This window comes from Terriglobales bacterium (assembly GCA_035651995.1).
GTDB lineage: Bacteria > Acidobacteriota > Terriglobia > Terriglobales > Acidobacteriaceae > DASRER01.
In genome coordinates this window covers 186,942-208,700 of the sequence record DASRER010000034.1, presented here as the reverse complement: position 1 = coordinate 208,700, position 21,759 = coordinate 186,942, and the positions used below count along the sequence as shown (strand labels likewise).

The window sequence follows — 21,759 nt, the reverse complement described above, 5'->3', positions numbered from 1 at the left end:
CATCCCGAGCGGAACGAGGGATCCATAAGCTTGCCCAATACTCACGGGCCAGGTATGGCTCCCTCGCTTCGCTCGGGATGTATGAGGAAGACCCGGGTAGAATGGAAAGAGCTGATGTCCACGTTCCCGGAACTCGTGCAGATTGACGTCGCTCCGCGCCGCCCCATGCCCAAACCGGCCTGGCTGCGGGCGCGCGCGCCCATGGGCGACAACTACCACGAGCTGAAAAAGCTGGCCCGCGGACTCGGGCTGCACACCGTCTGCGAGTCGGCGCAGTGTCCCAACATCGGCGAGTGCTGGAACCACAAGACGGCGACCTTCATGCTGCTGGGCAACGTGTGCACGCGGCGCTGCGGCTTCTGCGCCGTTCCCAAGGGACATCCTGAGCCGATTGATTGGGACGAGCCGCGCCGCGTCGCCGAGGCCGTGGCCACGCTCGGGCTGAAGCATGCCGTCGTGACCAGCGTGAACCGTGACGACGACAACCTGGGCGGCGCGCGCATCTTCGCCGAAACGATTCGCGAAATCCGCCGCCAGGCGCCGGGATGCCGCGTCGAGGTCCTCATCCCTGACTTCCAGGGCGACGAAACCTCGCTGCGCGCGGTGCTCGAAGCCGCGCCCGACGTGCTCAACCACAACACCGAGACCGTGCCGCGGCTGTATCGCGTGGTGCGCTCCGGCGCGCGCTACGAGCGCACCCTGCGCCTGCTGGGCAACGCCAAGAGCTGGTCGCCGGGGACCGTGACCAAGTCGGGCCTGATGGCGGGGCTGGGCGAGACGACCTCCGAACTCATCGACGTCTTCCGCGACCTCGCGCGCGAGCAGGTGGACATCCTTACCGTCGGCCAGTATCTGCGCCCGTCGCGCGACCACCTGCCCATCGCGCGCTACTACACCCCGGAAGAGTTCGCCTTCATGAAGGAAGAGGCCGAACGCATGGGCTTCCGCCACGTGGAGTCCGGCCCGCTGGTGCGCTCCAGCTACCACGCGCACGAGCAGGCAGGCGTAGCGGCAGGCGCGTAGCCCCGTCACCGAACGTCTCCCGTTACAATCGGTCATCCTGAGCGAGCCTCGAGCGTAGTTTTGCGGGAGGCGAGTCGAAGGGTCCCTGTTCGCGGCACATTCTCGATGCATGCAGGGATGCTTCGACTGCGGCTGGCCGCTTCGCCGCAAGCCTCCGCTCAGCATGACCGGGAGAAAACCGTCAACGTGGACGTCATCTTCTGCGGCACGCCCGAATTCGCGGTCCCCACGCTGAACGCCCTGGTCGAGGGCGGATTTCGCGTGCGTCTGGTCGTGACCCAGCCCGACCGTCCCCGCGGACGCGGCCTGGAAGTAACACCGAGCCCGGTGAAGCGCCGCGCCGACGAACTCGCGCTGCCGGTCGTGCAGCCGGAGAAGATCAAAAGCAATCTGCAGTTCCGCGCGCAACTGGAGGCCATCGCGCCGCGCGCCATCGTGGTGGTGGGCTATGGCCGCATGATTCCGGCGTGGATGATCGCGCTCCCACCGCTGGGCAACATCAACCTGCACGCCTCGCTGCTGCCCAAGTACCGCGGCGCTGCGCCGGTGCAGTGGGCGATCGCGCGCGGCGAGAGCGTCACCGGCGTCACCACCATGCGCATTGATGAAGGCCTCGACACCGGCGACATCCTGCTGCAACGCGAAGAGCCGATCAGGCCTGCGGACACGGCGGTCACGCTTGCGCCGCGCCTCGCCGCCGCCGGCGCGGCGCTCGTGGTGGAAACTCTGCGCTCGCTCGACGCGGGCGGAATCACGCCGCGCCGGCAGGAGAATTCTCTGGCCACGCTCGCGCCCGTCCTGAGGAAGGACGAGGGGCGGATGGACTTCCAGCGTCCCGCGCGCGAGCTGCACAATCGCCTGCGCGGCTTCCAGCCATGGCCGGGCGCGTTCACCACATTTCGCGGGAAGAACCTGAACGTGTGGCAGGCGCAACCGGCCGAGGCCAGGATGCAACTCAAGCCCGGCGAACTGCGCGTGGACGGCGATCGCCTCGTCGCAGGATGCGGCGATGAAAGCGCCTTGGAGCTGCTCGAGGTCCAGCCGGAAGGAAAAAGGCGAATGCCGGCGCACGACTTCGTCAACGGATACCGGCTGCAACCCGGCGAGCGGCTGGGCTGATTTGTTTTCTGAATTGCCTGATCGGCGCAAAGCCGCGTTCATCCGCGGCAAGTTGTCCATCTATTTCGCCACGTCCAGGTTCACGGCCGTGCCCGCCACCACTTTCTGCCCTGGCGCGGGCGCCTGGCGCACCACCGTTCCCGTGGGGCCGCTCGCGCCTTCGACCTCGGTCACTTTTCCCAGGTGCATTCCGGCGGCGAGCAGTTTTTTGGAGACATCGGCGAGGCGCTGCCCGCTCAGGTCGGGCATGAGGAACTGCGGCGGTTCCGGTGTTGCGGCCACCAGGATGCTCACCGTTGGGGCTGCCGCGCCGGCGGCGTTCGGCGTGGGACTCTGCGCCAGAACCTGGTCGGGTTCGGCGCCGGGAATTTGCGCCTGTGCGATCGTGCCCAGGTCGAGGCCGCGGCGCCGCAGGTTGATCTCGGCGGCGCGCTGGCTCTCGCCGAGCACGCTGGGGACCACGCGCCGCTGCGGGCCGAGGCTTTCGGCCACGCGCACCTGCCATCCGCGGCGCACGGTCACGCCCGCCGGCGGCACCTGCGTCACGATGCGGCCTTCCGGCACGTCGGCGGAATAGAAGTGGCTTTCGATGTTGAGCAGCAGGCCGTTGTCGGCGGCCACGCGCCGCGCCTCCGCCGGCGTCAGCCCGATCAGTTTGGGCACGCTCACCTCGCGCCCGTGGATGGCGAAGCGCATCGCCGTCAAGCCGGAGACGGCCGCCACCAGCACCAGGATCAGCCCCAGCAACGCCATGCGGAGAATGGAGCGCATGGAGAGATTCTAGAGCAGCGCTCAGCAATCAGCACTCAGCATTCAGCCCATGCATGACCGCAATCGAGGGCCAGATCGAAGCGGGACGTTCGGGGGCTGAATGCTGACCGCTGAGTGCTGATTGCTCTGCCCTTCGGGCCGCTGAGTGCTGATTGCTCTGCCTTTCGGGATATAATCCGGCCGCTCTCCCCCTCTTCACCGATACCAGGAGACCCACGCAATGGTCAGTTCCGCCACGGCGCCCGCATCCGAAGGAACGCAGCACTTTTTGCAGCGCATCCAGCTGTTCAGCGGCCTTTCGACCGAGGAGTGCACCGAGGTCGTGAAGCGCATGAAGCGCCGGGAATTTCCGCCCAACCAGGTGATCGTGCGCGAGGGCGCGCCTGGCAGCTCCATGTTCTTCATCACGGCCGGCCAGGTGGAGGTGCGCAAGAAGGACAGCTCCACCGGCATCGACTTCCTGCTTTCGGAAATGGGCCCGGGGCAGAACTTCGGCGAAATGTCGTTGCTCACCGGCAAGCCGCGCACGGCGACGGTGCTGACGATTCAGCCGACCAGTTGCGCTGTCCTCGAGCAGAAGGACTTCCAGGAGCTGCTGATTCAGTATCCCAAGATTGGGGTGGCGCTCACTACGATCCTTGCCGAACGGCTGGCCAAGGCGAGCCAGCAGGTAGGCATCGAGTTCATCAACCTTTCCAAGCTGCAGGTTGATTCGCGCGTGGTCACGCTGGTCCCGGCCGCGATGATGAACCAGCACAAGATCATTCCGGTGGCGTTCATCAACAACCGGCTCACGCTGGCCATGGTCAATCCCAACAATCTCATGGCGCTCGACGACGTGCGGCGCATCATCAAGGGCGTGATGGTGGAGCCGGTCGCGATCAGCGAAGAAGATTTCAAGAAGTTCATGGGCTCGACCTACAACGAACTGATGAAGAAGGAGCAGGCGGCCGCCGAGGCGGCGAACTCCGCGGCTTCTCCGGCCTCGCCGACGCTTTCCGGCGTGGGCCTTTCCGGGGTGACGGTGTCCACGGCGGTTACGGCGGCAGCGGCCGCGCCCGCCGCCGCCGCACCCACCGGCATGCTCGACATCCTGCAATCGGACCTGATCCGCGACCTGCAACTGGAAGACGTCGCTGCCGCTCCCGGCAGCGAAACCAAGCAGGACCTGATGACGGCGTCGGAGGACGCGCCCATCATCCGCCTCGCGAATTCCATCCTGGGCCTGGCGATCAAGCGCGGGGCGAGCGACATTCACATCGAGCCGATGGAGACGGAGGTGGTGGTCCGCTACCGGCAGGACGGCCTGCTCCAGGTGATCCAGACCCTGCCCAAGAAGGCGCAGATGGGCCTGATCTCGCGCCTGAAGATCATTGCCAAGCTCGACATCTCCGAGAAGCGCCTGCCGCAGGACGGACGCATCAGCGTCAACATGGAAGGCAAGCCCATCGACTTTCGCGTCTCCACCATTCCGGGCAAGTGGGGCGAGAAAGTTTGTATGCGCATTCTCGACAAGTCGAACACCACGCTGGGCCTCGAACTGCTCATCTCGCACCAGGAGACGCTGAAGATGGTGCGCGAGTTCATCAACCAGCCGTACGGCATCATCTACGTGACCGGCCCGACCGGCTCGGGCAAGACGACCACGTTGTACTCGGCGCTGTCGGAGATCAACGATCCCACGATCAACATCTCGACCGCCGAGGACCCGATCGAGTACGACCTGGCGGGCATCACGCAGGTGCAGATGAACAAGGACATCGGCCTGGACTTCGCGCGCGCTCTGCGCGCCTTTCTCCGCCAGGACCCCGACGTGATCCTGGTCGGCGAGACGCGCGACAAGGAAACGGCGCACATCTCGGTGGAAGCCGCGCTCACCGGGCACCTGGTGTTCACCACGCTGCACACCAATTCCGCCTCGGGCGCGTTTACCCGGCTGCACGAGATGGGCGTGGAGCCGTTCCTGATCTCCTCGTCCACCATCGGCGTCCTGGCGCAGCGCCTGACGCGGCGCCTGTGCAAGCACTGCAAAGAGCCCTACGAAGCCGACGACGCCACCATCGAGTACATGGGGATCAAGCGCACCAAGCCGGGCGAGAAGGTGACGCTCTACAAGAAGAAGGGTTGCGACGCTTGCAACGGATCGGGCTTCAAGGGCCGCATCGGCATTTACGAAGTCCTGAAGATGAACCAGGAGCTGCGCAACCTGGTCTCGCGCGGGGCCACGACGGAAGAAATTTCTGCGGCCGCGCTCAGGGCCGGCATGCTCGACCTCAAGGCTTATGCGGCGATCCTGCTGCGCGAAGGCCACACCAGCGTGGAGGAAGTGCTGCAGGTGGTCAGCGTGGCGGAGTAGCTGGACTGCCGAATTGCCGAACTGCGGAATTGCCGAATCGAAAAACTCGAACATCGAGCCCGGCGACCGCCGGCCGGGCGTTTGCTTTTGTCATGCTGAGAGAAACAGAAGAAGGCGGATGGGCCGCCTTTTTCTGGGCAGTCGAAGGACCCCTGAATTAACCGAGAAACCCGGGCGAGCACTCGCGGTCCAGGCCCCAACGCACCGTTCACTTCGCGACTACAATCAACCCATGCCTGCGCTGGGCAAAGTGCTCGTCATGTTCGGAGCGCTGATCGTGCTTGTCGGCCTGCTGCTCATGCTGGCCGGCCGCACCAACCTGCCAATCGGCCGCTTGCCGGGCGACATTGTCTACCGCGGCAAGAACGTCACGTTCTACTTTCCGCTGGCCACATCGCTGCTGTTGAGCGTGGTGCTGTCGCTCGTCTTCTACCTGATCGGGCGCTTGGGAAGGTAAAACTTTTCACCGCAGAGGACGCAGGGGCACGTGCTTCTGATCTCTGCGCTTTCCGCGCCTCTGCGGTGGGCTTTCCTAGTGTCCCCGGTGATAAGGATGCCCGGCGAGGACGGTGAAGGCCCGGTAGAGCTGCTCCGCGACGACGACGCGCGCCAATTCGTGCGGCAGCGTCATCTTGCCGAGCGAGAGCTGCACGGCGGCGGCGCGCCGGGCGGCGTCGGTGAAGCCGCCGGCCGGCCCGATGGCGAACAGCAGTGTTTGCGTGCCGCGCTGCTGGTGGTCGCGGAAGAACGCAGCCAATTCCTCCGAACTCATCTGCTTGCCGCGGACGTCGAGCAGGACGAGCGTGGCGCGCTGCTTGGCCGCGAACTCCCGGAGCGCGGTTTCGCTTTTCAGCTCGATGCCTTCGGTCGAGACATAGCGGCCCAGCCGCTTCAGGTATTCGGCGGTCAGCGAGGCGATGGCCGCTTCTTTGGTTTTGCCGATCCAGGCGAGCTTGAGTTTCACGCGCTAATGGATACCACGACGACGCTGCCGTGTCGCTCGCCTCGCGAGCTTGCTACGTTCATCGCCCGGAACCCAGCGCTTACGCCGCGGGCCACCAGACCGGTTGATGCAGGTCCAGTAATAGGAAGCAGCTTCGTTGGGCCCCGGGCGTCCGCGCAATGGCGAGCATTGTAAAGGTACCCCACCCCCTCCCCGGGTGGTCTTTGGGAATCAGCGGGTTGGCGGAAAATTCCCGCCAGATCTTCGGATTCAAAGGGGTTGGAGGCAAAATCTTGAGCCCGTAGGAGTTCCTGTCAAAGAGCGAAAACCGGCGCGTGTGCGCGGGCCTGCTTTCAGGGTAGCAGAGCGGGCTGGGGAAATGGGAAGGCGCGGGAAAAGTTTAGTTGGCGATATTTGTGTGGATTAGGCGAGATTGGGGTGCTGTGGGGGCTTGACAGGTTTTTCGCGCTTCCAGGTCAGCGCCGCAGAGAAGGCAGCGCGGACCGTTGGCACCTTGGCGGGTGCGACCGAGTCTCCATGGTTCAATCGGCGGCGGGGTCCATGCCGTGCCTGTCGCCGGCGGGGCGGGCGTCGAGGGCGAGGCGCAAGCGGCGGCCGAGTTCAGGGAAGTCGAACGGCTTGTACAGGATGTTGCCGGTTTCCGCGAGGCCGGGCTCGGCGTAGCCGGACATGTAGAGCGCCTTGATGCCCGGCCGATAGGCGCGGATGGCCTTCACCACGGCATCTCCGCGAAGGCCCGGCATGAGGAGGTCGGTGAGCACCAGGTGGATGGGCCCGCCGTATTCGATGGAGCGCGCCACGGCCTCCGATCCATCGGCGGCTTCGAGGACACTGTAGCCGAGGGACTCCAGGTAGGCGCGCGTCATGGCGCGGATTCCGGATTCGTCTTCCGCCAGGAGAATGGTTTCGTTGCCGCCGCCGGGCGCCGCCAGCGAAGAAGAAGCGAACGGGGTGGCCGGGGCGGCCTGAACCCGCGGCAGGAAGACGCGGAACGTGGTCCCGCGGTTGAGCTCGCTGTGCACTTCCACGCGCCCACCGGCGCGTTCGGCGATGCCGAGGACGGTGGAAAGACCAAGGCCGGTGCCGCGGCCGAGCTGCTTGGTGGTGAAGAAGGGCTCGAAGATGCGCGCCTGCACCTCGGGCGTCATGCCGTAGCCGGTGTCGCTGACCTCGAGAACGGCGTAGTCGCGCGTGGTTTCGCCGCTTTCCTGGGCGACGCGCGCCCCGTAGCTGGAAGTGGCGATGGAAAGCCGCCCGCCCTCGGGCATGGCGTCCTGCGCATTGACCGCCAGATTCATGATCATCATTTCGACCTGGGAGACATCGGCGAAGATGGGCAACTGGTCGTGGGCGACGGAAACCTGGAGCTGGATCTGGTCGGAGAGCAAGCGCTCGAGCATGCGCTCCATGTTGAGGACGATGAGGTTCAGGTCGGCCACCGCGGGCGCTTCCGGCTGCTTGCGGCTGAATGCCAGCAGCTGCTTGGTGACGGAGGCGGCGCGGCGCGTGGCCGCCAGTATCTGGCCGGCGATGGCTTGGCGTTCCTCGGAGGAAGGATTCTCCTTGAGCTGGTTGACGTAACCGGAGATGAGCATGAGGACGTTGTTGAAGTCATGCGCGATGCCGCCGGCGAGGCGGCCCACGGCCTCCATCTTCTGCGACTGGCGCAGGTCGAGTTCCAGGTTGCGGGCGCGGGTGACGTCGCGGAAGCTCCACACGCGGCCGGTGATGCGGCCGTTGATGCGCTGCGGCTGCGAATAGCGCTCGAAGATGCGGCCGTCCTTGAAGTGGAGCACGTCGTAGCTGGTGGCCGCCGGGTCGGAATAGAGCTCACGGACCCGTTGCAGAAATTCGTTCGGGCTCTGCAACTGGTTGAGGACTTCGGCCAGCAAGGCGTCGTCATCACGGCCAACGGAAGCTTCACCACCCAGGCGCCACATCTCGATGAACTTCCTGTTGCAGCTGGTCACCTTGCCTTCGTTGGAAACGACCAGGATGCCGTCGGCGGTGGAGTCCAGGGTTGCGTTCAGCACGGAGACGGTCTGCTGCAGGCGGTCTTCGACCTGGCGGCGGGCCTGGTTCTCGATGCGAAGCTCGGCGTTGATCCTGGCCAGCTCGGTGGTGCGCCTGGCGGCTTCGGCTTCCACGTCGGCGTTGGAGCGGCGAATGGCGGCCACAATCTCCTTGCGGTAGCGGAGATCGCGGGCGACAAAGATGACGGCGCGAATCCTGGGGTCGTGCAGGCAATTGTTGGCGACGATCTCGAACGGGACCCATCCGCCGGCGCGGTGGCGCAACCTGAGCACCGACGGCACGCGCTCGCCGGCGTGCTGGACCGTATGGGAATACTCCTGAGCGGCGCGGGGAGCGTCTTCGGGGTGAATGAACTCGAAGATGTTGCGTCCTTTTACGTCCGCGGGACGATGCCCCAGTATTTTTTCGGTATGAGGGCTGACGTACAGAATGATTCCGGCGGGGCCAAGGAGGGCCAGGACCTCGGGGGCGTTTTCGACAAGCGCTCGAAAGTTCTTTTCGCGCGGGCCGGTGCCGGCGATGCCGTCATCGGGCCCCTTGTGTGAAGGGTCCATGCGGGACCTCACGCCGTTGGTGGTGAGCAGCTAAGCTGGGGCGGGCCGCGCCCTGACTGCACTGGAAATGGGCGGCCAGCCGGGATATTTGGATGCCTTGGGCGGAGAGAACGACAACCGTAGTACTACGGGAGCTGCCGGGCAGCAGCCATGGAAAAGCGCCGAGTGCGCGGCTAACGGAGGCCGTAGCGTTTGCGTTTTTCGAGCAGCGTTTTGCGGCTGATGCCGAGGATGCCGGCCGCCATGGTCTTGCGGCCGTGGGTGAACTCGAGGACCTCGGCAATGTAGGCGCTCTCCAGCTCCTGCAGCGACATCTTGCGGCCCTCGCGTGAGGCGAAGCGGAGGTGCGAGGGCAAGTCCTGCGGCGTGATGGAGGCGCCCTGGGCGTGGAGCACGGCGCGCTCCATGATGTCGCGCAGCTCGCGCACGTTGCCGGGGAAGCTGTAAGCGCCCAGCGCCAGCAGGGCTTCCGGCGCGATATGGAGGCGCGGGCGGTGATGGACTTCTGTGAGCAGGGCGGCGAAGTGGCGCGCCAGGGGGGCGATGTCGCCCGGGCGGGTGCGCAGCGGCGGGACGCTCAGGCCGGGCGGGTTGAGCGAGAAGTACAGGTCCTCGCGGAAGGCGCGGCGCGCCAGCGCATGCTCCAGGTCCGCCGAGGTGAGCGCGAAGAGGCGCGCGGCCAGCGGCACCTTGAGCTCCGACCGGTTGGGCGAAAACTGGCGCTCTTCCAGCGCGCGCGCCAGGCGCGCCTGCGCCGGCATGGGCAGGGCCGCGATCTGGTGCAGCACGACCGCGCCATCACCGGCCATCTGCAGGCATCCCTGGCGCAGCCTGGGTTCCGGCGCAGCGGCGGCGCCATGGGCAGGCAGGGGGCTGGGGGTGATGGCGCCGAAGAGTTCGACTTCCAGGGCCTCGACGGGCAGGGCGGCGCAGTCCAGGTGAAGCAGGGGCTGGTGGCGGCGGCTGCTGAGGCATTGGACGAGGGCGGCGATGGTCTGCTTGCCGGCGCCGCTTTCACCGCAGATCAGAACGGCGGCGCTTTCCGGAATCTCCCGAAGATGATCGAGCAGGCGCAGGGAGACCGGGTCGGCGGCGACGTAGCGGGCAAACAGGGCGGGAAGGGCGGCGCCGGGTCCTAGCGGCGGCGCTTCGGCTTGCGGCCCTGTCTGGAGTTCGTTCTCGACTGCGGGCGAGGTTTCCGGCTGGCCGTCTTCCGCGTCGCGGCCCGGCCAGCGGATGAGCCGGCCGCGCGACGCTGAGGCGCGGCGCGGCGCGCTGGCCGCGCCATCATGGGCGGGGCCGCCAAGTCGGCTGCGCTGACCCGTTTTGCCGATTTCCATAGCCGCTCCAGGTCGTAGAACTTGCGAGCGCTCTCGGAAAAGATGTGGACCACGAAGTCCACGTAATCGAGCAGCACCCAATCGGCCTGGCGGTAGCCTTCCACGTGGGTCGGGCGGAACCCGGCCGAGGAGAGTTGCTGCTCTACCTCATCGGAGATGGCTTGAATCTGCCTGGGGTTGCTGCCCGAGCAGACAACGAAATAGTCGGTAAAGGCGCTCGAGCCCTTTTCCAGCTCGAGAAGGGCGATGTCGGCGGCTTTCTTGGCTTCGCAGGCCTGCACGGCCTGGAGGACGCCGGCGCGGGCGTCGGTGGCTGGCTGGGGAAGGCGGAGGGAATTCATTCGGTCGGGGGGGTCCTTGTATCTCCTCGCACACATCTTACCTTGGTTTGCGCCGCCGTGCTGCGAGCGGCGACGCCTGATTGCGGAATTGCCGAACTGCGGAATTGCCGAATTGGAAGCACTTTGCAGTGCCCGTCAATTCGGCAAATCGGCACTTCTGCAATTCGGCAGTGCTAGAGGTAAAGCCCCTGCTTTTTGATGTAGCCGGCGACGGCAGGGCCGACGTACTTTTCCAGCGGACGCTTGCCCTGGGCGGCGGCGCGGATGGCGGTAGCGGAGACGTCTTCGTGCACGGTGTCGAGCAGGTGCAGGGTGGCGCCGGGGAGCACGATGGATCCCTGCGCGGGCTGGTTGTGGAACGGCTTGCGGGCGGCGGCGCTGGGGCGCAGCGATTCGGGGAGGGCTGCGGCCACGTCGGCCAGCGATGAGCCGGGGCGCGAGGCGATGATGAACTCCACCTCGCGCAATAGTTCCTCGGGACGGCGCCAGGTGGCGATGTCGAGAAACGCGTCGATGCCAATGAGGAAGTAGAGCTTGTCGGCCTTGCGGAGCTGCTGCTTGAGGCGGCGCACCGTGTCGATGGAATACGCCGCCGCGGAACTGCTGCCGGCGGCTACGGCGTGATCGTGATGGCCCTTGCGGCGCGGCGAGTGCGAGGGCGCGTGTCCCGGGGAGCGCGCGGGCGCCACGTCGTTCATCTCGTGCTGCGGCGCTTCCAGCAGCGATGGGACGAACGCCTTCTCGCCCTGCGTGGCCAGCGCCACCATGGCGTAGCGATGCTCGAACGGCGCCAGGTTGCGCTGTTTGTGCGGCGGCGCGCCGGTTGGAACGAACAGCACTTTTCCCAGCTCGAACTGCTCGCGCGCGGCGCGCGCCACGGCGAGATGTCCGCGATGAATCGGGTCGAACGTGCCGCCGAACAGGGCGATGTTCATCGGTGGATCCAACCAAGTTTACAGTTCACAGTTTACCGTTCACAGCGAACACCAAGGGCGGTGGTTCACGCTGCCCGCAGTTTTTCCAGGCGTCGCGCCATGGAGTATTTCAGCTCGTCGATGCCTTCGCCGGTGACGGCGGAGATGGCGTGGAACTCGAGGCGGTGGCGCTTGGCGAACTTGCGGAGCTGTTCCAGTTTTGGAGGCCCTTTTCCCCCGGCTGAGCCGCTCGACGACTTTTTCGAACCACGCTTCGAAGAGGCGTTTGCGTGTTTAGCGGCGGCCGAGGTCGTTGCGCCGGGCCCGGGCGCCTGGGCGGCGTCAATCTTGGAGGCCACCAGGATGACGGGCTTGTCTTCCAGGTGGGCGCCGAAGCTGGCCAGCTCGTTCATGATGACCTTGTAGTCCTGGACCGGGTCGGGGCGGCCGCTGGAGTCGCTCACGTCCACCAGATGGACCAGCAGGCGGGTGCGCTCGATGTGGCGGAGGAACTGCGTGCCCAGGCCGGCCCCGGTGTGCGCGCCTTCGATCAGGCCGGGAATGTCGGCGACGACGAAGCTGCGATGGCCGGGGTCGCCGGGCGTGCCGAGCGAGACCACGCCGAGAATGGGCTCGAGCGTGGTGAACGGGTAGTCGGCAATTTTGGGGCGGGCGGCGGAGATGCGCGAGATGAGCGTGGACTTGCCGACGTTGGGGTAGCCGACGAGGCCGACGTCGGCGAGCAGCTTGAGTTCGAGGCGCAGATGGCGCTGCTGGCCGGGGCGTCCGAGTTCGTGCTCGCGGGGCGCCTGGTGGGTGGAGGTGGCGAAGCGGGCGTTGCCGCGTCCGCCGCGTCCGCCGCGGGCGACGACGATGCGCTCGCCGGGCCGGGAGAAGTCGTGCACGCGCTCGCCGGTGTCTTCGTCGTAAACGATGGTGCCGACGGGCACTTTGAGCACCACGTCCTGACCTTCGCGGCCGGTGCGCTGCGAGCCTTCGCCGTGGCGTCCGCGCTCGGCCTTGTACTCGGGATTGAAGCGGAAGTGCACCAGCGTGTTGTGGCTCTCGCTGGATTCCATCAGGATGTCGCCGCCGCGTCCGCCGTCGCCGCCCGAGGGCCCGCCGCGCGGGACAAATTTCTCACGGCGGAAGGCGACGCAGCCGTTGCCGCCGCCGCCGGCGTAGACCCTGATTTTTGCTTCGTCGATGAACATCTAAAACTTCTTTGCCACCGATTCACACGGATGAGCACGGACCAGTGGTCATTCGAACAGGTAAGACATGCCCGTTCCGCCGTCACCAGGTCGCGTAATCGGTCGTTGCGCCACAATTCTGTACGAAAGTTGCAGCGGACAGCCGGGAAAAGCAAAGAAGGGGCGCGCCGGCCCCTTCTCCTGGAATCTGAGTTCATCCGTGGGAATCCGTGGCGAACTTAGTTCTTCGCCGGTTCGACCAGGACGAACTTGCCCATCGAGCCCTTGTCCACGAACTTCACCGTGCCGGTGATTTTGGCGAACAGGGTGTCGTCTTTGCCGCGGCCCACGTTGAGGCCCGGCTTGATGCGGGTGCCGCGCTGGCGCACGATGATGGAGCCGCCGGGCACGAACTGCCCGCCGAAGACCTTGACGCCCAGCCGCTGCGCGTTCGAGTCGCGGCCGTTGCGTGAGCTGCCTAGTCCTTTTTTGTGTGCCATGAATCAGTTCTCAGTTCCCGGTCCTCAGTTCGCAGAGAACCGCAAAATCGTGAGACGCAGCGAGCTACGTCTCTGCAAACTTCTTACTTCTTCTTTTTCGGCGCGGCCTTCCTGGCCGATTTGGCGGCCTTGGGCGCGGCCTTCTTAGCTTCCGCCTTCGGTTTGGCAGCAGCCGGGGCGGCGGCCTCAGCGGCCGGCTTCGGCCTGGGCTGCTTCACCGGCCTGGGCTCGAGTGCGGGCGCGGTGAACTTCTGGCCGTCGAAGGCGATCTCGGTGATGCGGACGGCGGTGAAGCGCTGCCGGTGTCCGGCGAGCTTCTTGTACTGCTTCTTGCGCTTGTAGTGGAAGACCAGGACCTTGTCGCCGCGGCCTTCCTCGACCACGCTGCCGACCACGCGCGCGCCCGACTCGGGGCGGCCGATCTGGCCGTCGCTGGAGGAGACGGCGAGGACGTCGGCGAACTCGACCTGGCCGTCAGAGGCCGGGGTCTTCTCGATTCGGATCACGTCCCCGGGCGCGACGCGATACTGTTTTCCACCGGCGCGGATGACCGCGTACATAGAGCTGCCTCCAGAAATTTACGCTTGCACCGCACCGGCCCGCCAGGCAGGCTGCCGGGGTTCCCAGGCTCCCGGATGGAGCCAGAAGGACAGGCAAACTCAACGATTTTAGCGTGATAAGCGGCAGAGCGTCAAACTTTCCGCCCCCGTGAGACAATCTAGGCCGGACGCCGAAACATCCACCACCGAGGCACAGGGACACAGAGAAATGGCGGGGAAAAGCAAGCCGCGACGCGTCAAGCACTCCCCGGCGGCGCGTCCAAAGTCGCTGCGCGAGCACCTGGCCGCCATTGTTGACGTGTTTCCGCGGCTGACGGTGACCGTCCTGGCCGACCTGGTGGCCGACGAGTTTGTCTTCGGCGAGATTGCCCGGGTGTCGCGCGAGGCGCCGGTGCTGATCCTGAAGCACCGGGACCGGTCGGTGGCGCCGGGAGGCGGGGCGAACGCGATTGCGAACCTGGCCGAACTCGGCGTGAATGTGCTGCCGGTGGGCATCGTGGGCGACGACGAGCCCGGGCGGATGCTGCTGCAACGCTTCCGGCAGAAGCGCATACCGCTGGCCGGCATTTTGAAGCTGCGCGGGTACGACACGGTAACGAAGACGCGAATCCTTGCCGGCCACCCGCACACCAGCCGCCAGCAGGTGGTGCGGGTGGACCGCGAACCGGAGTCGGCGCCCGACGGGCACGCGCTCAAGGAGCTGGCGATCAGCGCGCGCAAGTATGCGGCGGCGAGCGATGCGTTCCTGATCTCCGATTACGGGTACGGCGCGGCGTCGCCCGACGTGTGGAACGCGGTGCGCGAGAGCCTGAACGGAATTCCGGTGACGCTCGATTCGCGCTATCGCCTGATGGCGTACAGCGGCATTACGGCGGCGACGCCGAACGAGCCCGAGGTGGAAGAAGCGCTGCGGGTCCGCATCAACAATCACGGCGAGCGGCTGGCGGCGGCGGCAAAGACGATCCTGGACCGCATGCGGCTGGAGTCGCTGGTGATCACGCGCGGGCGCGACGGCATGGTGGCCTTTGCGCGACGCAAACCGCCGGTGGCGATCCCGATCCACGGGCCGGAGGAAGCGGCGGACGTGACCGGCGCGGGCGACACGGTGATTGCTACGTTCACCGCCGCATTGGCGGCGGGCGCCGACGCCGAAGCGGCAGCGCGGCTGGCCAACATCGCCGGCGGCATCGTGGTGATGAAGCGCGGCACGGCCACGGTGGGCCGCGATGAACTGCTGCGCGCGATCGCGGCGTCTGCCTGATCCTCGCTGAATGAAACAAAACGAAAAACTCTACGACCGCGCCGGCATACGGCGGCGGGTGCAGGAGTGGCGGCGCCAGGGGCAGCGCATTACCTTGGCCAACGGCAACTTTGACCTGCCGCACGTGGGGCATGTGCGCTATCTAAAAGCGGCGGCCAGGCTGGGCGGCAAGCTCGTGGTCGCGGTGAACGACGACGCCAGCGTGCGCGCGCTCAAGGGCGAGGGGCGTCCACTGATGCCGGCCGAGGAGCGCGCCGAAATTGTTGCGGCGCTGAGCGCGGTTGACGCGGTGGTGATTTTTTCGGAGCCGGATGTGCGCGCGCTGATCTCGGAACTCCGCCCGGATTTTCACGCCAAGGGGACCGACTACACGGCCGAGAGCGTGCCCGAACGCGACGACGTGATCGCGAACGGCGGTCAAGTCGTGATCGTCGGCGATCCCAAGGACCATTCCACGAGCGAAATGATCCGCAAACTCAAGAACTCCGGCGCGGCCGCGAGCAGGCGCAAATAATGCAGCCCGCGGCGCCGTTTCTCGAGCAGGAGTCCGGCGCGGAGGCGCACATCGCGCGCGGCGGGGAGTGCGCCAGCGCAAGCGGGAAGCGCATCCAGCGCATCCTCATCGTTCGCCTGGGCTCGATGGGCGACATCATCCACACGCTGCCGGCGATTTCGCTGCTGCGGCGCCTTTTCCCGGGCGCGTCCCTGGGCTGGGTAATTGAAGCCCGGTGGGCTGAGCTGCTGGTGAGCCGGGGCGAGTTTTACGGGGCCAGCGCAGTGCGTCCCGAGAAGCCGCTGGTCGAAGCGGTGCACGTGGTGGACACGGCGGCGTGGCGGAAGTCGCTGCTCGCGGCCGACACGCGCGACCGCCTGCGGGCGGTGTTGCGGCAGGTGCGCGGCGAGCACTACGACCTGGCAATCGATTTCCAGAGCGCGATCCGCTCGGCGGCGGCGGCCATGCTCTCCGGCGCGCCGCAACGCTTTGGGTTTTCGCGGGCCATCGAAACGCCGGCGAGCCTGTTCTACACGCGGCGGTTCGAGTGGTCGGGAACGCACGTGGTGGCGCAGAACGCGTCGCTGGCCATCGAATCGGCCAGGGCTGTGAATGCTTCCGGAAGCGGGAACGTTCTCCCCCGGGAACACGGATTCGAATTGCCGCGCGATGCGCGGCAGGATGCCTGGGCCAGCGACGAACTGGCGCGGCGCGGCGTGGGCAGTTTTGTGTTGATGAATCCCGGGGCGGGCTGGGGAGCCAAGTGCTGGCCGGCGGAGCGCTTTGCCGCCGTGGCGCGGGCGCTACGCATGCACGGGCTCACGTCGCTGGTGAATCACGGGCCGGGCGAGGAGGCGCTGGCCGCGGCCGTGGCGGAGCAGAGCGGGGGCGCGGCGCAGACGCTGGCGTGCGGCATCGGCCAACTGATCGCGCTCACGCGGCGCGCGCGGCTCTGCGTGGGAGGCGACACCGGCCCGACGCACCTGGCGGCGGCGCTCGGAGTCCCCGTGGTGGGCATCTACGGACCGACCGATCCGGCGCGCAACGGGCCGTATGGCTCGGCGAGCATCGTGCTGCGGAGTCCGGAGAGCGTGACGTCGCACGCGCGGCGAGCCGATCCGGAGCTGGGGATGCTGCAGATCCAGGCCGAAGATGTGATCGCGGCGGCGCGGCAGTTGCTGGCGAGCGCGAGGATGGAGCGGCGGTGAGCGCGAACACGGCTTCGTCGAGCGCCGGCGCGCAGCCGCAACCGGGCGCGTGGCGGCGGATCGCGCGGCGCATCCGCGTGCCGCTGGGATTTGCTTTCGCGGTCGTGTACTTCTGGCTGGCGCAGCCTTCGGCCGTGTCGCTGGCGATCGGCGCGGCCATCGCCGTTGCGGGCCTGGCGCTGCGCGCGGCGGCTTCCGGACACGTGCGCAAGAACGCCGAGCTGACCACCAGCGGTCCGTATGCCTACACGCGCAATCCGCTGTACCTGGGCTCGGTCATCATCGCGGCGGGATTCGCGGTCGCGGCGCGGAGCTGGTGGATCGCCGGTCTGCTGGCGGTGATGTTCGCGGCGATTTACTGGCCGGTGATTCTGGGCGAAGAGGAATTTCTGCGGTCGCAGTTTGCCGAGTTCGACGACTACGCGCGCAGGGTCCCCAGGCTGCTGCCGCGGCTGCGGGCATCAGCGCCCCGCGTGAGCGCCGAAAATCGCGGCGCGAACGTGGGGCACCATGAGGGCGGCCCGAACATGGGGCACCCGGAAATCGGCGCCGGTGGCGGCTTTTCGCGCGAACTGTACGTGAAACATCGCGAGTACAATGCGCTCATCGGCGCGGCGGCGATGCTGGCCGCGCTGGCGGCGAAGATGATCTGGATACGATGAGGCTCTTCAACGCAGAGGACGCAGGGGCACGCGGAGGGCGCAGGGGATTGCGAGAGTCGAAGGTGAACTTCTGAAGTTCAGCGTCACCGGGGTGTTCGCCGGCTGCGCTTTGCTTTGCGCCGCGACGCTTCTGCCTGGGCAATCGCCGCCGCAGGCGGCGATCACCGGCAGCATCCAGCCGCCGCCCTCCGGGTTCCAGTTTCCCAACAACACGACGTATGTGTACGAGGTCGAGTGGCGGCTGTGGAACGCGGGCACGGCCACGATCAAAATGGAGAACCTCGCCGGCGAGCAGCATGTCCACGTCGAAGCCGACTCGGCGGGATTCGTCTCGCTGCTCTACAAGGTGCACGACCGCTTCGATTCCTACTTCGATCCGCGGACCTTCTGCTCGTCGCGCATCCTGAAGCACACCGAAGAAGGACTGCGGAAGCGCGATACCGCGATCCGCTTCAATGCCGCGCGCGGCAAGGCCGAACTGGCAGAGACGAACCTGCGCTCCAACGAGCGCAAGCAGGCAGAACACGACATCCCGGCGTGCGTGACGGATGTGATTTCGGCATTGCTGTATGCCGGTTCGTTACCGCTGGCGGACGGCGCTACTTACGTGTTTCCGCTGGCCGACGGCAGCGACACGGTCGACGTAAAGCTGCACGTGCAGGGCCGTGAGCAGGTGAAGACGCAAGCGGGGACGTTCCGCGCGGTGAAGACCGAGCCGGAGGCGAACAAGGGCGTGCTGAAAGAACGCGGGCGCGTATGGGTGTGGTTCACCGACGATGCTCAGCGCATTCCGGTGCAGATGCGGGCACGGCTGTTCTGGGGGACGCTGACGTTCAAGCTGCTGCGGGTGGAGAAATAGCTGCCGGCTGCCGGCAAAAAGCGAATCGGACAACAGCGCCCTGCACACTGGATTCGCCATGTTTCTCCGGAAAATGTTTCTTACCAGCAGCCAGCGAGAAGCCAGCAGCTACTGCAGGCGAAAGCGCTCGTTCATCAGGCGCTGGAGGCGGGGCTTGTAGAGGATGTCGTAGGCGAGTTCCTTGCCGGGGAACATGGCGAGGGCGGCGCGGCGGGAATTGGCCACCAGTTCTGACGCTTCTTCCAGGGTGAGGTCTGATTCCTGGCTCAGGACCGACATGACCATGCTCATCATGATCTGCAGGCGCCGTATCTTTCGATTCTCGTCCTGCTGTTCTTCTGAGTAGCCCTTCCCTTGCTCGGTACGTTCCGGCATCTCCATGGTTGACCTCAGTGGCCCGGCGGCCCGAAGGCTGGGCAACATCGTCCATCGCCGCAGTACAATTGGATGTTTCGCGCTCCGGGACGGTTGCAGCCCGCTGAAACCGCGCTTGCGGCGCGGCCTGGCGAGTACTGTTCGCCAGCGCTCGCGATGCCGTGATTTTTCCTGCCGCGCGCGGCAACGCTGGGCGCATCATACAACGGGTTCGCGGGAAGGCAAGCTGACGACATTGAGCACGGCGCACGAAAGTGCGGGCGCGTGATTACCCAGGAGGCCTCCGATGGCGAACGAACCGGAAGAAGTGACGGAAGGCGAAGGCGAGGACAACCGCGAGCTGGTTGAAGTTTTCGACACGCAGCAGGAATCGGAAGCGATGGTCGTGCGCGGGCTGCTGGAGTCGGCGGGCCTGGAGGCGCTGATGAGCTCGCTCGACGCGCCGCAGGACGTGCTGCCCGGAGTGGGCGGCGTGATCGTCCGCGTTCCGGCCGGCCAGGCGGGCGAGGCGCGGCGCATCATCGAAGAATACCGGCAGTCGCCGGGCAGCGAGCCCGAGCCGCCGCCGATCAACGAAGACTCGGCAGCGTAGGCGTCACGCTGCGCCCGTCGAGATAGAACGTGACGGCGCCATGCGTGTCGGTGCGGAAGGTCGTGACCTGTGCCGCGGCCAATCGCCGGACCACCTCCGGCCGCGGATGTCCAAAATTGTTGTGGAAGCCGGCGGAGATGACGGCGAAGCGCGGGTGTGTGGCCGCCAGCAGCTCCGGCGTGGTCGAGGTTGCGCTGCCGTGGTGCGAGACCTTGAGCAGGTCGGCGGCGGGACCTTCTTCGGCGATGCGGCGCTCGACTTTCTTTTCCGCGTCGCCGGGAAGCAGGGCTGAGGTTGCGCCGAAGGTGAGCTTGAGGGCGAGCGAATCGTTGTTGCCGGCGCGGTTGGCGGGCTGCCAGTCGGAGGGCGGAGCGAGGACGCGAACGGAAGCGCCGCCGAAAGAAAACTCGCCGCCTTCGGCGTGATGGACGACGTTGACGCCGAGTTCCGCAGCGGTCTTCAGTAATTCGGTATAGGCCGCCACCGGCGGATTGGCCCCAACCCACAACTCGGGCGGACGGAAGTTGCGCAGCACGGCGCGCAATCCGCCGATGTGGTCCTGGTGCGCGTGCGTGAGCGCGACGGCGTCGAGTTGCGTGATGCCGCGCTGCCACAAGTACGGCGACACGACGTCTTCGCCATAATCGAACTCGGAGCGCATGGGGCCAAGCGCGCCGCCACCGTCGATGAGCAGCGTCTTGCCTTGCGGCGAGACGACGAGGAGCGAGTCGCCCTGCGAGACGTCGATGGCGGTGACTTCCAGAACCCCGGGGCGGAATTGCGGCGCCGGGTGCGGCGCGCTCAACCAGGCGGCCGGGGCGATGAGCAAGACACACGCCGACACTGCGAAGACGCGCCTGCGGCGCACCAGCAGCGCGGCGGCGAGGGCCGCGAGCACGCAGGCGAGCACGACGCTGACGCCGGGCGTGGAGACGCGCAGGTCGGCGATTCGCACCTGCGAGACGGCGCCGGCGGCGCCTTCGATGAAGTGCAGGCAAGCGGCGGCGAACGCGGCCGCGGCTTGCGCCAGCGGCAGAGCGACGAAGCTGAGCGAGACGGCAACCATCGCCGCCGGCAGCAGCAGTCCGGCGACGGGCACGGCGAGGATGTTGGCCGGAACTCCGAGCGTGACCGAGCGATGGAAGTAGAGCGCCATGGGCAGCGCCATGGCGAGTTGCAGCACGGCCGAGACGACCAGGACCTCGAACATGCGAAAGATCGCGCGCGCGGCGAGTGTGACGGCGGCGTCGCTGATCTGGCGCGATGTCCAACGGATGATCTTTGCCGGCAGAAGCGAAGCGATGCGCCCGGCCATGAGGCGCAGGTCGAGGCGAAACTGCGCCAGCCGCGGGGGCAGCGAGAGGTCGAGATCGGCGCTCTGGAGGTGAGCGAGGGCGCGGCGATACGGCGCGGATGTTCGCTCAACGAGTGGCGCGGCGATCGCGACGATGGCGAGGACAGCGGTGAACGACATCTGGAAGCCGGCGCCGAAGAGCGCACGCGGATCCACCGCCAGCATCACCAGCGCCGCCGCGCCGATGGCGTTCAGCGGCGCGCGCTCGCGGTAGACGAGCCGCGCCGCCAGGTACACGCTGAGCATGAGCGTGGCGCGCCAGACGGGAGCGCCGTCGTCATTCAACCAGGCGAACGCGATGGCGGCGGCCACGGCGCCCGCCGTGGCGAGCACGACCGGCAGCCGCAGGCGGCGCAGCAGCCAATAAATAAAGAGAGCGATCACGCCGAGGTGAAGGCCGGCGACGACGAGCAGGTGATAGACGCCGCTGCGCTGGAAGGCGGTACGCGTGTCGCGGTCGAGCAACGAGCGCTCGCTGATGAGCATGGCGGAGAGCAGCGCGGCGTCATGCGGCGAGAACAGGCGCGCGAGCGCGTCGAGGACGGCGCGGCGGGCCCGGGTGCGCCATAGGCCGGGGTGGGTGCCGGCAAATCCGGGAAGCGATTCCACGCGATCTGCGCGCGCGGAGACCAGCGCGAGGATGCCGCGATCGGCGAGGTAGCCCTTGTAGTCGAACGAGCCGGGATTGCCGAAGTTGCGCGGAAGGCGCGGTGTGGCGTCGAAGCGCAGGCGCTGGCCGTAGGTGAAGGCGCGCGTGCCGGCATCGTCGTCTTCGTCTTCGGTGTAGCGCTCCGGAGAGAGGTCCAGCCGCATGCCGACGCGCATGGGTACGACGATGGCCGGGCGATCGTCGTCGTAATTGATCTTCAACTCTTCGGTTTCGAGGTCAACCAGTTGGCGGTCGCCGCGCGCGCCGAGTTCGCGAGAGACATGCGCCGTGACGGTGATGATGTCGCCGCGGGTGAAAGGTGCGAGATCGGGTGCGCGGCCAGCGGCGACCTGGCCGGCGAGTGCGAGCGCGCCGAGCGGCAGCATGGCGGCGATCGCGAGCGCGGAGGCGAGCGCCAGGTTTCGGCGGAGAAAAATGACGGCGCCGATGAGCAGCGCGATCGCCGCAACGAACCACCACAGCGGCGGCCGCCAGGCGTAACGGGCGAGCAGAATTCCGGCAGCGAAGCCGAGGGCGAGCCAGAGCAACGGCGCCTGCGCGTTCTCGCGGACAGCGGCGGGTGCGGCTGCTGGCATATGGGAAATGAGTTTCCAGTTTCCCGCTTCCAGTTTCCAGA

General features: G+C 66.7%; 21 protein-coding genes. 10 read left to right on the top strand and 11 right to left on the bottom strand.

What is annotated here, in order from left to right; genetic code table 11:
- Positions 1–114: 114 nt before the first annotated feature.
- Together lipA and fmt are read left to right on the top strand one after the other, a co-directional pair.
- Complete coding sequence (lipA, locus tag VFA60_12200; protein HZQ92549.1) at positions 115–1,023, top strand: lipoyl synthase; 909 nt, start codon at positions 115–117, stop codon at positions 1,021–1,023.
- Positions 1,024–1,140: 117 nt separating this feature from the next.
- Complete coding sequence (gene fmt, locus VFA60_12195) at positions 1,141–2,142, top strand: methionyl-tRNA formyltransferase (protein ID HZQ92548.1); 1,002 nt, start codon at positions 1,141–1,143, stop codon at positions 2,140–2,142.
- Positions 2,143–2,202: 60 nt separating this feature from the next.
- On the opposite strand, the gene VFA60_12190 is transcribed toward fmt, so the two are convergent.
- A complete protein-coding gene (locus VFA60_12190) occupies positions 2,203–2,913 on the bottom strand; it encodes a PASTA domain-containing protein (protein HZQ92547.1) in 711 nt (236 codons plus the stop codon).
- 220 nt (positions 2,914–3,133) lie between these two features.
- Between VFA60_12190 and VFA60_12185 the strand changes: the two genes are divergently transcribed.
- Both VFA60_12185 and VFA60_12180 read left to right on the top strand, forming a co-directional pair.
- On the top strand, positions 3,134–5,269 hold the full coding sequence (locus tag VFA60_12185) for an ATPase, T2SS/T4P/T4SS family (GenBank protein HZQ92546.1): 2,136 nt from the start codon (positions 3,134–3,136) through the stop codon (positions 5,267–5,269).
- A gap of 232 nt (positions 5,270–5,501) precedes the next feature.
- Entirely contained in the window at positions 5,502–5,726 is a 225-nt protein-coding gene (locus tag VFA60_12180; protein ID HZQ92545.1) for a DUF2905 domain-containing protein, read from the top strand.
- Positions 5,727–5,801: 75 nt separating this feature from the next.
- Here the strand turns inward: VFA60_12180 and VFA60_12175 are convergent, their stop codons facing one another.
- The 8 genes from VFA60_12175 to rplU all read right to left on the bottom strand — a co-directional run bounded on the left by VFA60_12175 (position 5,802) and on the right by rplU (position 13,669).
- The gene (locus VFA60_12175; protein HZQ92544.1) at positions 5,802–6,233 is read right to left on the bottom strand and encodes a 23S rRNA (pseudouridine(1915)-N(3))-methyltransferase RlmH; all 432 of its coding nucleotides are present in this window, start codon (positions 6,231–6,233) and stop codon (positions 5,802–5,804) included.
- A gap of 521 nt (positions 6,234–6,754) precedes the next feature.
- Positions 6,755–8,821, bottom strand: coding sequence for a PAS domain S-box protein (locus tag VFA60_12170; GenBank protein HZQ92543.1), 2,067 nt, complete (start codon positions 8,819–8,821; stop codon positions 6,755–6,757).
- Between the two features lie 173 nt (positions 8,822–8,994).
- Positions 8,995–9,846 carry a sigma 54-interacting transcriptional regulator gene (locus VFA60_12165; protein HZQ92542.1) on the bottom strand — a complete coding sequence of 284 codons (852 nt, stop codon included), beginning with the start codon at positions 9,844–9,846 and terminating at the stop codon, positions 8,995–8,997.
- Between the two features lie 110 nt (positions 9,847–9,956).
- Positions 9,957–10,502 carry a ribosome silencing factor gene (rsfS, locus tag VFA60_12160; GenBank protein HZQ92541.1) on the bottom strand — a complete coding sequence of 182 codons (546 nt, stop codon included), beginning with the start codon at positions 10,500–10,502 and terminating at the stop codon, positions 9,957–9,959.
- A 173-nt stretch (positions 10,503–10,675) separates the two neighbouring features.
- Positions 10,676–11,437 (bottom strand): nicotinate-nicotinamide nucleotide adenylyltransferase, encoded by a 762-nt coding sequence (locus tag VFA60_12155; protein ID HZQ92540.1) that lies wholly within the window; start codon positions 11,435–11,437, stop codon positions 10,676–10,678.
- A gap of 65 nt (positions 11,438–11,502) precedes the next feature.
- Positions 11,503–12,630, bottom strand: coding sequence for a GTPase ObgE (gene obgE, locus VFA60_12150; protein HZQ92539.1), 1,128 nt, complete (start codon positions 12,628–12,630; stop codon positions 11,503–11,505).
- Positions 12,631–12,848: 218 nt separating this feature from the next.
- Positions 12,849–13,109: a 50S ribosomal protein L27 gene (rpmA, locus tag VFA60_12145; GenBank protein HZQ92538.1), complete on the bottom strand. Its 261-nt coding sequence runs from the start codon at positions 13,107–13,109 to the stop codon at positions 12,849–12,851.
- Between the two features lie 83 nt (positions 13,110–13,192).
- Positions 13,193–13,669, bottom strand: a complete 477-nt coding sequence (gene rplU, locus VFA60_12140) for a 50S ribosomal protein L21 (protein ID HZQ92537.1) — start codon at positions 13,667–13,669, stop codon at positions 13,193–13,195.
- Between the two features lie 148 nt (positions 13,670–13,817).
- On the opposite strand from rplU, the gene VFA60_12135 reads away from it, so the two are divergent.
- The 5 genes from VFA60_12135 to VFA60_12115 all read left to right on the top strand — a co-directional run bounded on the left by VFA60_12135 (position 13,818) and on the right by VFA60_12115 (position 18,152).
- Entirely contained in the window at positions 13,818–14,930 is a 1,113-nt protein-coding gene (locus tag VFA60_12135) for a PfkB family carbohydrate kinase (GenBank protein HZQ92536.1), read from the top strand.
- A 10-nt stretch (positions 14,931–14,940) separates the two neighbouring features.
- On the top strand, positions 14,941–15,444 hold the full coding sequence (locus VFA60_12130) for an adenylyltransferase/cytidyltransferase family protein (GenBank protein ID HZQ92535.1): 504 nt from the start codon (positions 14,941–14,943) through the stop codon (positions 15,442–15,444).
- On the top strand, positions 15,444–16,631 hold the full coding sequence (locus tag VFA60_12125) for a glycosyltransferase family 9 protein (GenBank protein ID HZQ92534.1): 1,188 nt from the start codon (positions 15,444–15,446) through the stop codon (positions 16,629–16,631). The genes VFA60_12130 and VFA60_12125 overlap by 1 nt, the downstream gene beginning before the upstream one ends.
- A complete protein-coding gene (locus VFA60_12120; GenBank protein ID HZQ92533.1) occupies positions 16,628–17,293 on the top strand; it encodes an isoprenylcysteine carboxylmethyltransferase family protein in 666 nt (221 codons plus the stop codon). The genes VFA60_12125 and VFA60_12120 overlap by 4 nt, the downstream gene beginning before the upstream one ends.
- Positions 17,294–17,402: 109 nt before the next feature.
- Positions 17,403–18,152: a DUF3108 domain-containing protein gene (locus VFA60_12115; protein HZQ92532.1), complete on the top strand. Its 750-nt coding sequence runs from the start codon at positions 17,403–17,405 to the stop codon at positions 18,150–18,152.
- 108 nt (positions 18,153–18,260) lie between these two features.
- On the opposite strand, the gene VFA60_12110 is transcribed toward VFA60_12115, so the two are convergent.
- Positions 18,261–18,533: a hypothetical protein gene (locus VFA60_12110; GenBank protein HZQ92531.1), complete on the bottom strand. Its 273-nt coding sequence runs from the start codon at positions 18,531–18,533 to the stop codon at positions 18,261–18,263.
- A gap of 280 nt (positions 18,534–18,813) precedes the next feature.
- Between VFA60_12110 and VFA60_12105 the strand changes: the two genes are divergently transcribed.
- Positions 18,814–19,119 carry a DUF2007 domain-containing protein gene (locus tag VFA60_12105; GenBank protein HZQ92530.1) on the top strand — a complete coding sequence of 102 codons (306 nt, stop codon included), beginning with the start codon at positions 18,814–18,816 and terminating at the stop codon, positions 19,117–19,119.
- On the opposite strand, the gene VFA60_12100 is transcribed toward VFA60_12105, so the two are convergent.
- Positions 19,097–21,718, bottom strand: a complete 2,622-nt coding sequence (locus tag VFA60_12100) for a ComEC/Rec2 family competence protein (protein HZQ92529.1) — start codon at positions 21,716–21,718, stop codon at positions 19,097–19,099. The two genes, VFA60_12105 and VFA60_12100, sit on opposite strands and share 23 nt — an antisense overlap.
- Positions 21,719–21,759: the final 41 nt, after the last annotated feature.